The 14,237-nt window shown below is 54.6% G+C and carries 10 protein-coding genes and 1 pseudogene; 5 read left to right on the forward strand and 6 right to left on the reverse strand.

Annotation, left to right across the window (positions count from 1 at the left end; translation table 11 throughout):
• The first annotated feature begins 166 nt into the window (after positions 1-166).
• A complete protein-coding gene (locus INF86_RS21700) occupies positions 167-1,567 on the forward strand; it encodes a hypothetical protein (RefSeq protein ID WP_227414848.1) in 1,401 nt (466 codons plus the stop codon).
• Positions 1,568-1,683: 116 nt separating this feature from the next.
• Here INF86_RS21700 and INF86_RS21705 read toward each other — a convergent pair whose 3' ends face one another.
• A complete protein-coding gene (locus INF86_RS21705) occupies positions 1,684-2,475 on the reverse strand; it encodes a DUF2950 family protein (protein ID WP_126291397.1) in 792 nt (263 codons plus the stop codon).
• 10 nt (positions 2,476-2,485) lie between these two features.
• On the reverse strand, positions 2,486-4,003 hold the full coding sequence (locus INF86_RS21710; RefSeq protein ID WP_048966470.1) for a DUF3300 domain-containing protein: 1,518 nt from the start codon (positions 4,001-4,003) through the stop codon (positions 2,486-2,488).
• 387 nt (positions 4,004-4,390) lie between these two features.
• On the opposite strand from INF86_RS21710, the gene acnB reads away from it, so the two are divergent.
• Entirely contained in the window at positions 4,391-6,988 is a 2,598-nt protein-coding gene (acnB, locus tag INF86_RS21715; RefSeq protein WP_022647068.1) for a bifunctional aconitate hydratase 2/2-methylisocitrate dehydratase, read from the forward strand.
• Between the two features lie 177 nt (positions 6,989-7,165).
• The gene (gene yacL, locus INF86_RS21720; RefSeq protein WP_022647069.1) at positions 7,166-7,528 is read left to right on the forward strand and encodes a protein YacL; all 363 of its coding nucleotides are present in this window, start codon (positions 7,166-7,168) and stop codon (positions 7,526-7,528) included.
• 31 nt (positions 7,529-7,559) lie between these two features.
• Here yacL and speD read toward each other — a convergent pair whose 3' ends face one another.
• The 3 genes from speD to INF86_RS21735 form a co-directional block, all read right to left on the reverse strand.
• Entirely contained in the window at positions 7,560-8,354 is a 795-nt protein-coding gene (speD, locus tag INF86_RS21725) for an adenosylmethionine decarboxylase (RefSeq protein WP_022647070.1), read from the reverse strand.
• Positions 8,355-9,224: a polyamine aminopropyltransferase gene (gene speE, locus INF86_RS21730; protein WP_022647071.1), complete on the reverse strand. Its 870-nt coding sequence runs from the start codon at positions 9,222-9,224 to the stop codon at positions 8,355-8,357. It abuts the gene before it with no gap.
• Positions 9,225-9,325: 101 nt separating this feature from the next.
• Positions 9,326-9,673, reverse strand: coding sequence for a YacC family pilotin-like protein (locus tag INF86_RS21735; protein WP_003856306.1), 348 nt, complete (start codon positions 9,671-9,673; stop codon positions 9,326-9,328).
• Between the two features lie 145 nt (positions 9,674-9,818).
• Between INF86_RS21735 and cueO the strand changes: the two genes are divergently transcribed.
• A complete protein-coding gene (gene cueO, locus INF86_RS21740; RefSeq protein WP_193543922.1) occupies positions 9,819-11,378 on the forward strand; it encodes a multicopper oxidase CueO in 1,560 nt (519 codons plus the stop codon).
• An 85-nt stretch (positions 11,379-11,463) separates the two neighbouring features.
• Here cueO and INF86_RS21745 read toward each other — a convergent pair whose 3' ends face one another.
• Entirely contained in the window at positions 11,464-13,854 is a 2,391-nt protein-coding gene (locus tag INF86_RS21745) for a glucose/quinate/shikimate family membrane-bound PQQ-dependent dehydrogenase (RefSeq protein WP_023299340.1), read from the reverse strand.
• A gap of 206 nt (positions 13,855-14,060) precedes the next feature.
• Between INF86_RS21745 and INF86_RS21750 the strand changes: the two are divergent.
• Positions 14,061-14,237, forward strand: a pseudogene (locus INF86_RS21750) (hypoxanthine phosphoribosyltransferase); the annotation flags it as partial.

Below are 14,237 nucleotides of genomic sequence, written 5' to 3' on the forward strand. Positions count from 1 at the left end.
CAGCAAGTGGATTTATAGTTTAAATTATTCCAATTCTTTTTTAAAAGCGATTATATATTTCCAGTATTTTTATTTTTTTTCTGATGGTGGTTTAGTTAATTTGACTTAAATTATAAAGAGTGTATTACTGTTCGGGTAAATACTTTACTCCAGAAAGGGTATTATTATGAATAGTAATGAATTAACATCTGATATTCGTGATTTAAAAGTAATGGGGGCCAGAACGCAATCAGGAAGTAGCTGGGCAAGTGCGACGCATAAACTCGTTGCCCTGGATAAAGAAACGCTGCAACCGGTGAGCGTTGACTGGTGGTATGAAGATGAGACCTCATCTCGCTTTACCGGCCCCGTTTTTACTGACACTCGTCCGGATATACGCTTGCTGGCAAATTCCGATGTTTATCGACTGGGGGACGTCATTAATATCAGTAATTTTGGTGGTTCTGGGTCCGCATTAGCGGCCATTAAAAATGACGGTACTGTTGAAGCGTGGGGAATGCCCAAAAATGGTGGTACATCACCAACAAGCGATCGAAATCATAACGTCAGAGCCGTTTTCGGTGGCTGGGATACGTCTGCAGCGGTTAATGCCAATGGTCAGGTATTTACCTGGTCCGTCGATGATGATAACCCTTTACCGGGAAACGTGGCGGCGTTGAATGATATTGTAGATATTAAAGTGGCCCAATATTTTACCGATCAGGGTAATTATACCTATCTGGCATTGCGGGCTAATAACCAAGTGGTGCAGTGGACAGATGGTACTTCACATAATGATTTTCCAGCAGACATTGCCGAGCGTAAAGACTTCATTGCCATCCAGACTACAGAATATGCCTTTGCGGGAATTACCCAAAATGGCCATGTTATTACTTGGGGGGATGCAGCCTATGGTGGTGAGCTGCCGGTTCATCTGAAAGAAGTGAATGATGTGATCACCCTTTATAGCAACTTTGGTGCATTTGTCGCACTCAGAGCTTCAGGCAGTATTTTTTCATGGGGAAGTACCCAGTATGGTGCTGTCATTCCGGATAACATCGCCAGTCTGACGGATATTGTTTCCGTACATTGTACCAGTTCGACTTTTATTGCCTTGAGACAGAACGGCAGCGTCGTGTTTTGGGGACAGGATTATTCTCTGGTCGAGCTTCCGGAGGAGATTGCCAGTCTGACGAATATTATAGATGCCCAGGGGGCAGCTAATGGCAGTTATGCTTTTTTAACTTCTGAAGGCAAAGTGTACTGCTGGGGATCTGCTGCAGATTTTGCAAAAAAGATGCCTGAGGATTTGTCCGATGTGGTTTCTCTGTCCGCTGGGTGGGGGGCTTTTGCCGCGCTTCGCCGTGATGGTTCCGTAGTGGCTTGGGGACATCCTGGGGAGGGTGGTGACACCACGCCCGTTGCAAACGAGCTTTATGATATTCGTGCTATCTATGCCTGCGGCTATCGTTTTTGCGCCCTGCGCAACGATGATCGTCTCTTTGAATGGGGCGAAGAGGCCAGAACAGATATCACAAAGATGCCAGCAGATTTGCAGGGGAATGTTACCTATAGCTTTGTTAAATAATTCACCTGCACTTGCCTGAAAGCATAGACGAAATAAGCCTCTTCAGCTCTGTAAACGCCTCTTTGGAGGTGTTTTCCTCACTCTCTCGCCACTGCAGGCGAAGTGCAATCATGCTATCAAGGCGCAACGGGTTGCCAGGATATATCGGGTCTGTACATGGTCAATGCCTGGGCTTTCCTGGCTGACTCACCGCCGAGATTGCTCTGGTACACCTTGTCATCCTGATTGATCATAAAACTCATCACTCCTGACTGGCCGTAACTGACCGGCCAGGCGATCATTGCAAATCCTTTCTCATCCGGCAGGATGCGGAATCGGTAACCATGGTAACCCGCCCCCGACTGTGGAGGACTGAACGCCGGACCCAGTGGGCTGGGCGTTTCACCGGGAGCGACGGGCCAGTACAGTCCATCCTTTTTACCTTCAGAACTGACTATCTTCTGCGCGTACTTTTGGTTCATCGCAAAATAGCTCTGCTGGGCATCAACATAGGCGTGAAGCGCTTCGATGGCTGCGAGTTCGTTGCGCCCGATTTCGCGGGTCAGGATCTCTTCTGCGGCTTCCTGCATATCAAACTGCCAGCCAGATGCCGTTTTGACCACCGGGATCGGTAGCTGCCAGCCGTTATCGCCCACCACCAGGTGCGCCACGTTGCCACTGATGACGGTTTTATGATGAACGTTCCAGTCGCGCAGGAAGCGATCGACCGCTTCGGGATCAACGCCTTCGGGCGGCAGGAAATCGCGCCAGTTTTCACCGAGCAAATTGTTCATCGCACTTTCGTTTTGCTCGCTGATGGCGCTTGCCAGCGCACTGGTCGCCTGTTCTGGCGAACTGAACGATTGCTGTGCCATGACGGCCGCCGAGACCATGAACAACACCATTCCACTGAGTAATTGACGTTTCATGTCGGCTCCCTTAACGATGACGGAATTCATGGCGTTCAGCGCGTTCACCAGTGAGCTGGCGCGGCTGATGTTGACGAGTAGCGAGCTGCCGGCTTTGCGCCCCGCGCTGCTGCTGGGCTTGCCAGTTGGCGGAGCGGCTGTCGTTGCCGCTCAGGGCATTGGCCCGATGCAGCCTGGCTGGCTGCTGTACCGTCTGTGAAACCCGCTTCTCCTGTCTGTGCATGTCAGTCTGATGATGTTCACGCTGCGGCGTGCTCGTCCGTTTTACGGCCTGTGGCCTGGTGTCATATCCACGATAGTTATTTCGCTGCGAGATCTGCTTCAACTGTTGCGTTGAGGCCAGACGTTGTGCGTCCCGCGTGGCTGTATGTACTGAGTGTGGGAGGGTTTTACCCGTTGATTTTTCCATCTGGCTGAGAGCGGCCTGGCGCTGGCTGTCGCGATTGACTGGATTTTGCTGCGTCGCGCTTAGCCCGGTGGCTGTATGTGTAGAGTGGAAGCGGTTAGCCAGCTGGTTATTCGGGTAAGGCACGCCTTCACGATAGGCAGGATTGTGCTGCCAGGTGTGGTTATTACCGTTCAGGTGCTGCCCGCTGATTCTGTTGAAATTATCCACGTTGATATTGATGTTGTTATCACCGTTGCGGTTATAACCGCCGTGATTGTCCCAGTCATCATCGTGATGATGGTGATCCCAGTCGTCGTCATCCCAGTCAATATTGCTGAAAATGGCGTAGGTTGTAGCGACCCCGAGGCTAAAACCTAATCCTTTAACCAGACTGTCCGTGAATTGCTCGCCGGGTGAGGGCGGAAGATAGACCGGCGGGTAAGCGGTGTTAGGCCAGCTACCATAAACCGTATTCGGATTATACGTGGGAACATACACCACCTGCGGATCGGCGGATTCAATCTTGATCACCGTTGGGCTGGTAGGCGTTGCGGTTGTCGTGGTTTTTGTCGATGCAGGTTTCGTGACGGTGGTGACCGTCTGCTGCGGTGTGGATTGTAGCGCACCCGTTTGTTGGGCCAGCAGGCGCAGCCGCTGTACGGAATCCATCACATCTTTCGGCTGTGCAAGGAAGGCGTCTCCTAGATTTTGTACCCATGGCGGATTTTCGCCCATCAACGACATCAGCTGAGGAAACGCAACCAGGGATTTTACGCTGGGATCCCACGGCTGGGTGGCTACCGCCTGCAGGGCGGCATCACCCTGCATTTTAGGATTGTCTTTCGACCACTGCGCGGCCTGAATAACATTTGACGGATAGGTCGACGCCATCAAGATTTGCGACAGCAGGGCATCCGGGTAAAGCGCGACAGGGGCAACCCATTGGTCGATTTGCGCCGCAGTGTAGACCGGGGCAGCGACGGGCGCAGGCTGGGCTACCGGTGCGCCAGGTTGTTGTGTAACCGGAGCAGGCGTAGCAGGTTCCGTTGCGCGGCTTTTAACGTACATGACACCCGAGGCGGCAAACAGCCCCGCACTGCAAAGCAGAACAAGAAGATGTGGTTTAAAAGGCAACTTCATAGATTGACTCCAACGAGACGAGTGCAGTGCCGTGAGGCGTTGCTGTTGCCGCGAGTATCATTCACTCGTGTTTTACAGTTTTGACTATTGTTGGGAAACCAACCGGAGCGTCCGGATAAAGAGTGTGAGTATTTATTACACAATTATATCGGATAGCTGAAAAGGCGACGGGAAAGAGGACAAGATTCGCCTCGTCTCCCCGCTACACCATGCTTAACGATTCAGCAAATAATTTAATGTTGCTTTTTTGTAAACAGATTAACACTGTGCAGAAATCCTGCTATGCTGCCCGACGCGGTATCGGGCATTTACCCTACAAACTGCTGTCTCACAGGAGCGTGAAGAGAACGCCCGCCGCATATGACAATGAGAGCGAGGAGAACCGTCGTGCTAGAAGAATACCGTAAGCACGTAGCAGAACGTGCCGCCGAGGGAATTGTACCCAAACCTTTAGATGCAACCCAAATGGCCGCGCTCGTCGAGCTGCTGAAGAACCCGCCTGAGGGCGAAGAAGAATTCCTGTTAGATCTGCTGATCAACCGCGTACCGCCTGGCGTAGATGAAGCTGCCTACGTAAAAGCCGGATTCCTTGCTGCTATCGCCAAAGGCGAAGCCACCTCCCCACTGGTTACTCCTGAAAAAGCCATTGAACTGCTCGGCACCATGCAGGGCGGCTATAACATTCATCCGCTGATTGACGCGCTGGACAACGAAAAGCTGGCACCGATTGCTGCCAAAGCGCTCTCTTCAACGCTGCTGATGTTCGATAACTTCTACGATGTAGAAGAAAAAGCCAAAGCAGGCAACGTTTACGCGAAGCAGGTGATGCAGTCCTGGGCCGATGCCGAATGGTTCCTGAACCGCCCTGCGCTTGCTGAAAAAATTACCGTGACCGTCTTTAAAGTTACCGGTGAAACCAACACCGATGACCTCTCTCCGGCTCCGGACGCGTGGTCTCGTCCTGATATCCCTCTGCACGCCCTGGCGATGCTGAAAAACGCCCGCGAAGGCATCGAGCCGGATCAGCCGGGTAGCGTTGGCCCGATTAAACAGATCGAGGCGCTTCAGGAGAAAGGTTTCCCGCTGGCCTACGTCGGTGATGTGGTTGGTACCGGTTCTTCCCGTAAATCCGCCACCAACTCCGTGCTGTGGTTCATGGGCGACGACATTCCGCACGTGCCGAACAAGCGCGGCGGCGGTCTGTGCCTCGGCGGCAAAATTGCGCCAATCTTCTTCAACACCATGGAAGATGCGGGCGCTCTGCCAATTGAAGTGGACGTGAGCAACCTGAACATGGGCGACGTGATTGACGTTTACCCGTATAAAGGCGAAGTGCGCAACCACGAAACCAACGAACTGTTGGCAAGCTTCGAGCTGAAAACCGACGTGCTGATCGACGAAGTGCGTGCCGGTGGTCGTATTCCGCTGATCATTGGCCGTGGCCTGACCACCAAAGCGCGTGAAGCGCTGGGTCTGCCGCACAGTGACGTGTTCCGTCAGGCGAAAGACGTGGCGGAAAGCAATCGCGGCTTCTCGCTGGCACAGAAAATGGTCGGTCGCGCCTGCGGCGTCGCTGGTATCCGTCCTGGCGCGTACTGCGAGCCGAAAATGACCTCCGTGGGCTCTCAGGACACCACCGGTCCAATGACCCGTGATGAACTGAAAGACCTTGCGTGCCTGGGCTTCTCATCTGACCTGGTCATGCAGTCCTTCTGCCACACTGCGGCATATCCGAAGCCGGTTGACGTCACTACGCACCACACGCTGCCTGACTTCATTATGAACCGTGGCGGTGTCTCCCTGCGTCCGGGCGACGGCGTTATCCACTCCTGGCTGAACCGCATGCTGCTGCCGGATACCGTGGGTACCGGCGGTGACTCCCATACCCGTTTCCCGATTGGTATCTCCTTCCCTGCGGGCTCCGGTCTGGTGGCGTTTGCCGCAGCGACCGGCGTGATGCCGCTGGACATGCCTGAATCCGTGCTGGTGCGTTTCAAAGGCAAAATGCAGCCGGGCATCACACTGCGCGATCTGGTGCACGCAATCCCGCTGTATGCCATCAAACAGGGTCTGCTGACCGTTGAGAAGAAGGGCAAGAAAAACATCTTCTCTGGCCGCATTCTGGAAATTGAAGGTCTGCCGGATCTGAAAGTTGAGCAGGCGTTCGAGCTGACCGATGCCTCTGCCGAGCGTTCTGCGGCGGGCTGTACCATCAAGCTGAACAAAGAGCCGATTATTGAGTATCTGACCTCCAACATCGTGCTGCTGAAGTGGATGATTGCGGAAGGCTACGGCGACCGCCGTACGCTGGAGCGTCGTATTCAGGGCATGGAAAAATGGCTGGCGGATCCGCAGCTGCTGGAAGCTGACGCTGACGCAGAGTACGCGGCGGTGATCGACATCGATCTGGCGGATATCAAAGAGCCAATCCTGTGTGCGCCAAACGATCCGGACGATGCGCGTCTGCTCTCTGACGTACAGGGCGATAAGATCGACGAAGTGTTCATCGGCTCCTGTATGACCAACATCGGCCACTTCCGTGCTGCCGGTAAGCTGCTGGATACTCACAAAGGCCAGCTGCCGACCCGTCTGTGGGTGGCGCCGCCAACCCGTATGGATGCGGCGCAGCTGACCGAAGAGGGCTACTACAGCGTGTTCGGTAAGAGCGGGGCGCGTATTGAAATTCCGGGCTGCTCCCTGTGCATGGGCAACCAGGCGCGCGTGGCCGACGGTGCGACGGTGGTCTCCACCTCCACCCGTAACTTCCCGAACCGTTTGGGTACCGGGGCGAACGTCTACCTGGCTTCTGCGGAGCTGGCAGCGGTTGCGGCGCTGATTGGCAAACTGCCAACGCCGGAAGAGTACCAGACCTTTGTGGCTCAGGTAGATAAGACGGCGGTGGATACCTATCGCTATCTGAACTTCGACCAGCTCTCTCAGTACACCGAGAAGGCTGACGGGGTGATCTTCCAGACCGCGGTATAAAAAACCAACCCCTCACCCCTCTCCCCAAAGAGGCGAGGGGGATTTTATTCCCTCTCCCTTTGGGAGAGGGCCAGGGTGAGGGGTATTTTTTTTATTTTCATTCCTCCCACCTCTCCCGCTTTTTTTCTTCCTCTCTGCTGCGATAATTACCCTAATGGCTTTGCAGAGGAAAACGCTATGGATTACGAATTTTTGCGCGACATCACCGGCGTGGTGAAAGTGCGAATGTCGATGGGGCACGAAGCCGTTGGACACTGGTTTAACGAAGAGGTGAAAGAGAACCTCGCGCTGCTGGATGAAGTCGAACAGGCAGCGGAAACGGTGAAAGGCAGTGAACGCTCCTGGCAACGCGCCGGGCACGAATACACCCTGTGGATGGATGGCGAAGAGGTGATGGTGCGTGCCAACCAGCTTGAGTTCTCGGGTGATGAGATGGAAGAGGGGATGAGCTACTACGACGAAGAGAGCCTGTCGCTGTGCGGTGTGGAAGATTTCCTGAAAGTGGTGAACGCCTACCGCGACTTTATGAAACAGAAGTAACTCCCCGAAGCGTCCCTGCTTCGGGCCACGATTACACGGTCGGAATGTTACGGCCGTAGTAAATTTCGCGCATCTCTTTCCAGAGCAGGTCGGTAATGACCTTACGCTCTTCTTCGCTTAAATCTTCCGGCTTCGTGTGGAACATGTAGTGCTTAAGGTCGAATTCCTTAAGTAACATTTTGGTGTGGAAGATATTCTCCTGATAGACGTTCACATCCATCATGTCGTACAGCGACTTCATGTCGTCGGACATGAAGTTCTGAATGGAGTTGATCTCATGATCGATGAAGTGCTTCATGCCGTTGATATCACGGGTAAAACCACGTACGCGATAATCAATAGTGACGATATCGGATTCCAGCTGGTGGATTAAATAATTCAACGCATTCAGCGGTGAAATCACGCCGCAGGTCGACACTTCAATATCCGCGCGGAAGGTACACAGTCCGCCTTCCGGGTGGCTTTCCGGGTAGGTGTGCACGCAGATATGGCTTTTATCCAGGTGGGCGACAACCACTTCTGGCAGTGGGCCGGGGTGCTCGGTTTTGTCGATAAGCTGCGGGTCAACCGGCTCTTCACTGACCAGAATGGTGACGCTTGCTCCCTGCGGCTCGTAATCCTGGCGCGCGATATTCAGGATGTTGGCGCCGATAATCGAGCAGGTCTCTGTCAGGATCTCGGTCAGACGGTTGGCGTTGTAGAGTTCATCGATATAGGCGATATAACCATCGCGCTCTTCTGCTGTTTTGGCGTAGCAGATATCGTAAATACAAAAACTCAGGCTTTTGGTCAGATTGTTAAAGCCATGCAGTTTAAGCTTTTTCAATTAGTTCACCTCCTTTGAGGACAGCGCGTCTTGCAGATATTGAGGCAACGCAAAGGCTGCGGTGTGGATCGCCGGGTTGTAGTATCGGCATTTGAGTCCGGCCTGGTGGAAGCGGGCCTGGATAATTTCGGTGGAGAGATGGCGCAGGACGTCGTTATCCGTCGCCCAGGCAAAGGTCATGATCCCGCCGTAGTAAGTGGGGATCGCCGCCTGGTAGAAGCTGACGTCAGCAAAATAGGTGCTCAGCTTACGGTGGCTATCAAGCGCTTCATCCTGTTGCAGGAAGCAAACGCCGTTTTGCGCCACAAAAATCCCGCCAGGCTTCAGGCAGCGCTTGCAGCCTTCGTAAAACGACGAGGTAAACAGCGACGCGCCGGGGCCGATAGGGTCGGTACAGTCAGAGATAATGACATCAAACGTTTGCGTGGTCTGGTTAACAAAATTGACGCCATCGTCGATAACCAGATTAAACCGCGGATCGTCATAGCTGCCGGCATTGTGGTTGGGCAGATACTGGCGGCAGAACGACACCACACCGGCGTCGATTTCCACCATGGTGATGGTTTCGACATTCTGATGACGCGAGACTTCACGCAGCATCGCGCCGTCGCCGCCGCCGATAATCAGCACGTCCTTCGCGTGGCCGTGGGCCAGCAGCGGGACGTGGGTCATCATTTCGTGATAGATAAACTCGTCGCGCTCGGTGGTTTGCACCACGCCGTCCAGCGCCATCACGCGGCCGAAGGCGGCGTTTTCGAAGATTATCAGATCCTGATGATCGGTTTTCTCATGATAGAGCACGTTATCCACGGCAAAATACTGACCAAACTGGTCATGCAGCGTTTCTTGCCATACCGTTTTTTCGGTCACGGGGAGCACCTCCTTCGTTAGCATCCATTACATCCGGCAGATGGGCGCAACACAACACCGCCGTGAAGCGGTTAGCGGGTCAACAAGGGGCGTCGGGAAGGTTACTTCACGTAGGCGAGCAGGCTGAGTGAATCGCGAGCCAGCGCTTTGCATTTTTTAGCAGTGGGAATGCCAATACCGCTTAAATCACGGTAGCTGTCTTCACCGAGCGCCTTCATGTCGAAGCTGTCGTAGTTGCTGAGGTCCCATTGGTTCTGCTGGGCAAAAAAGACCAGTGCGCGACGAATTTGCCCATTGGGTAAATTCTGGTAACCACAATCGTTTTTCAGAAAAACAAAAACTGCCGTCAGATCGGCCATATCTTCCGCTTCGTTTTCACTTAGCGCGTAACTGTTCGCACACATCGCCATCAGGCTGGCGAACAAAATTGTTCTGAAAAACGTCTTCATTGCCTTTACCACTGCATCACGGAAAATTAACGTTAGCATACTTGATGCCAGGCCGACGATCTTTATTATTGCCGCCGTGCTTGACCTTCCGGTAAGGGGAGGGTTTATGCTCAAAAGATCGCCTGCTGGAAATAAGGAAATGCACATGCAACGTCGTGATTTTTTAAAATTTTCTGCCGCGCTGGGGGTTGCCAGCGCGTTACCTCTCTGGAGCCGCGCCGTTTTTGCCGTCGACAGACCGGCTTTACCCATTCCTGAATTACTCGCCGCAGATGCCCGCAGCCGCATTCAGCTTGTGGTGCAGGCCGGTAAAACCACGTTTGGTCAGCACGACGCTACGACGTGGGGCTATAACGGCAATCTGCTCGGCCCGGCGTTGCAGTTACGCAAAGGGAAGGCGGTGACGGTAGACATTCATAACACGCTTGCGGAAGAGACCACGCTGCACTGGCACGGGCTGGAAGTCCCGGGCGAAGTGGATGGGGGGCCTCAGGGCATCATCAGGCCTGGTGGTAAACGCAGCGTAACCTTTACTCCTGACCAGCGTGCGGCGACCTGCTGGTTCCACCCGCATCAGCATGGCAAAACGGGCCATCAGGTGGCGATGGGGCTGGCCGGTCTGGTGCTGATTGAAGACGATGAAAGCCGCCTGCTGCGCCTGCCAAAACAGTGGGGTATCGACGATGTCCCGGTGATTGTGCAGGACAAAAAATTCAGCGCTGACGGGCAAATTGACTATCAGCTGGACGTAATGAGCGCGGCGGTAGGCTGGTTTGGCGATACGCTGCTGACCAACGGCGCAATCTACCCGCAGCATGCCGCGCCAAAAGGCTGGCTGCGTTTACGCCTGCTAAATGGCTGTAACGCCCGATCGCTGAACTTCGCCACCAGCGATAAACGCCCGCTGTATGTGGTGGCAAGCGACGGCGGCCTGCTGCCGGAACCGGTGAAGGTGAGCGAGCTGCCGATGCTGATGGGCGAGCGCTTCGAGGTGCTGGTGGATATCAGCGATGGCAAAGCGTTTGACCTGGTGACCCTGCCGGTCAGCCAGATGGGGATGGCCGTTGCGCCGTTTGATAAACCCCATCCGGTCCTGCGCATTCAGCCGCTACAGATCGCCGCTTCCGGTACGCTGCCGGACGCCCTCACCACGCTACCCGCACTCCCGTCGCTGGACGGGCTTACGCAGCGTAAACTTCAGCTCTCCATGGACCCGATGCTCGACATGATGGGCATGCAGGCGCTGATGAAGAAGTACGGCAAGCAGGCCATGGCGGGAATGCACCACGGCCAGATGATGGGCCATATGAATATGGACCACGGTAAAATGGGCGGCATGGATCACGGCGGCCATGGTTTCGATTTCCACAACGCCAACCGCATCAACGGCAAAGCGTTCGATATGAACACGCCCATGTTCGCCGCCACGAAAGGGCAGTTTGAACGCTGGGTAATTTCAGGCGAAGGCGACATGATGCTGCACCCGTTCCATATCCACGGCACGCAGTTCCGTATTCTCTCTGAGAACGGTAAAGCGCCGGACGCGCATCGCCGGGGCTGGAAAGATACGGTGAGGGTGGAAGGCGGTGTCAGCGAGGTGCTGGTGAAGTTCGATCACGAAGCGCCGAAAGAGTTTGCCTATATGGCCCACTGCCATCTGCTGGAGCATGAAGATACGGGGATGATGCTGGGCTTTACCGTATAAAAAAGCCGGGTGGCGGCTTCGCCTTACCCGGCCTACATAGGACACCCGAAAGCCCGGTATGCGTTAGCGCCACCGGGCTTTTTCATTACTTAGCGTCGTCAGGCAGTGCATACGCGACAATATAGTCGCCCATCTTCGTGCCAAACGAACCGTGACCACCTGCGGAGATGACAACGTACTGCTTGCCATTCACTTCATAGGTCATCGGCGTAGCCTGTCCACCGGCTGGCAGACGGCCTTGCCACAGTTTTTCACCGTTGGTCATGTTGTACGCGCGCAGGTAGTTATCTGCGGTTGCCGCGATGAACAGCACGTTACCGGCGGTGGAGATTGGGCCACCCAGCATTGGCATACCCATATTGAACGGCACTGGAACAGGCATCGGGAACGGCATGCTGTCCTGTGGCGTACCAATACGTTTCTTCCAGACGATCTTGTTGGTCTTCAGATCCAGACCGGAGATGTAACCCCAGGCAGGCTGTTTACACGGCAGACCGAACGGAGAAAGGAACGGATTCAGGGTCACACCATAAGGAACGCCATACTGCGGCTGGATACCGGCTTCGGTACCGCTGCCTTTCGCATCTTTCGGCTGCTCCATTGGGTTACCCGGACCGCGTGGGATCAGACGGGAAACGAACGGCAGCGCCATTGGGTTAGCGATGGCGACCTGACGGTTAGGGTCAACGGAGATCCCACCCCACTCGAACATCCCCAGGTTACCCGGGAAGACCAGCGTGCCCTGCTCTGACGGCGGCGTGAAGATGCCTTCATAGCGCAGCTGGTGGAACATCACGCGGCATACCAGCTGGTCAAACATCGTGGCACCCCACATGTCTGCACCGCTGAGGTCTTTCTCCGGACGGAAACTCAGATCAGAGAACGGCTGCGTTTTGGTGACGTAGTCGCCTTTGGCCGCACCCTGCGGAACCGGTTTTTCCGGCGCAGGAACAACCAGCTTACCGTTGCTGCGATCCAGCACGAAGATGTTGCCGGTTTTGGCCGGGGCGTAAATCACCGGAACGGTTTTACCGTTAACGGTAATGTCCGCCAGCGTCGGCTGGGACGGCATATCCATATCCCACAGATCGTGGTGAACGGTCTGGTAGCTCCATGCCAGTTTACCGGTCGTTGCGTTCAGCGCCACGATGGAGCTGGCGTAACGTTCCTGCTCCGGCGTACGGTTACCACCCCAGATATCCGGCGTGGTCACGCCCATCGGCAGGTAAACCAGGTCCAGCTTCGCGTCATACGCTGCCGGTGCCCAGGAGTTCGGTGAGTTAAAGGTAAAGGTATGTTCATCCGATGGGATCGCGTTGGGATCTTTCGCGCCCGGGTCGAAGGCCCACAGCAGTTTACCGGTGTTCACGTCGAAACCACGGATAACGCCGGAGGTTTCGCGGGTAGAGAAGTTATCCGTTACCGAACCGGCAATCACGATGGTTTTATCGGTAATGATTGGCGGGGAGGTCGGCTCATACAGACCCGGCGTAGTGTCCGGCATGTTGGTCTGAAGATTCAGAATGCCTTTGTTAGCGAAGGTTTCGCACAGCTTACCGGTCTCAGCGTTGATGGCAAACAGGCGGCCATCGTTCACCGGCAGCATAATGCGGCGAGGACAGTCGGCAATGACTTCCGGGCTGGCATTATCAGCGCGCGCTTCGTGGTAAGAGACGCCGCGGCAGGTGATGTGCTGGAACGACGGGTTGGAGTTCAGCTGTGGATCAAAGTGCCATTTCTCTTTACCGGTGGCCGCGTCGAGCGCGAACAGACGCTGGTGCGCCGTACACAGGTAGAGCATGTTGCCCACTTTAATCGGGGTCACTTCGTTGGTCAGCTCACCCGGATCGTTCGGCATTTTCAGGTCGCCGGTACGGAATACCCAGGCTTCCTTCAGGTTTTTCACGTTGTCCGCGTTGATCTGCTTCAGCGGGGAGTAACGTTGACCTTCCTGATTACGACCATAGGCTGGCCAGTCGCCGTCAGCCACCTGCGAGATAGCCGCAGCCGGCGTGGATTCAGTGTTCAGCGTACCGTGGATCTCCTGCGGGTCGTTGAATCCGGCCCAGGTCAGGATGCCGCCACTAATCAGCAGGGCAACGACCAGACCGGCTACAGCACCACTGGAAGGGACGATCAGACGACGCCAGACAAACGGCAGGATCAGCCAGATACCGAAGAAGACCAGAATGTCGCTGCGCGGCGTCAACGCCCAGAAGTCGAACCCGACCTCCCAGACGCCCCAGATCATGGTTGCGAGCAGTAACGCTGCGTACAGCCACAGAGCAGATTGTTTTCTGCGTAAAAGCAGGACGGTTACGCCAACCATAACCAGACCCGCAATCGGGTAGTACCAGGAGCCGCCAATCGCGACCAGCCATACGCCACCGATTAACAAATACAGCGCGCAGAATGCGGCAAACGCGGCTGTTAATGTCACCAGTAGACGCGGCTGTTTAGTTTTTGTTTCAGCCATAGAAAAGTACTCGTCAGTTTTGTTAATTATTTGCTAGCAATTAATTATAGGTATTAACAACTGTGATCGGAATCACAAATATTGCTTTTTATAACTCATACGCCAGGGCAATCCATTTACTGGTATAATGGCTGGCTTGCGTATCGATGCCGGAGCGAGAGTCATCCGCATTGAGAGATTTTCACTAAAATCATTTGGTTAGTAATATGAAACATACTGTTGAAGTGATGATCCCGGAAGCCGAGATCAAAGCGCGTATCGCCGAACTGGGTCGTCAAATCACCGAACATTACAAGGACAGCGGCAGCGAAATGGTGCTGGTCGGTCTGTTGCGTGGTTCTTTCATGTTCATGGCAGACCTGTGCCGTGAAGTGCAGGTGCCG

This window comes from Enterobacter cloacae complex sp. I1M, from assembly GCF_014982425.1.
Taxonomy (GTDB): Bacteria; Pseudomonadota; Gammaproteobacteria; order Enterobacterales; family Enterobacteriaceae; genus Enterobacter; species Enterobacter intestinihominis.

Excerpts from the sequence above, each read along its gene's own strand:
- INF86_RS21700 (WP_227414848.1), top strand. The coding sequence starts at position 167 with ATGAATAGTAATGAATTAACATCTGATATTCGTGATTTAAAAGTAATG.
- INF86_RS21735 (WP_003856306.1), bottom strand. The coding sequence starts at position 9,673 with ATGAAGACGTTTTTCAGAACAATTTTGTTCGCCAGCCTGATGGCGATG.
- INF86_RS21745 (WP_023299340.1), bottom strand. The coding sequence starts at position 13,854 with ATGGCTGAAACAAAAACTAAACAGCCGCGTCTACTGGTGACATTAACA.
- cueO (WP_193543922.1), top strand. The coding sequence starts at position 9,819 with ATGCAACGTCGTGATTTTTTAAAATTTTCTGCCGCGCTGGGGGTTGCC.
- yacL (WP_022647069.1), top strand. The coding sequence starts at position 7,166 with ATGGATTACGAATTTTTGCGCGACATCACCGGCGTGGTGAAAGTGCGA.
- INF86_RS21705 (WP_126291397.1), bottom strand. The coding sequence starts at position 2,475 with ATGAAACGTCAATTACTCAGTGGAATGGTGTTGTTCATGGTCTCGGCG.
- INF86_RS21710 (WP_048966470.1), bottom strand. The coding sequence starts at position 4,003 with ATGAAGTTGCCTTTTAAACCACATCTTCTTGTTCTGCTTTGCAGTGCG.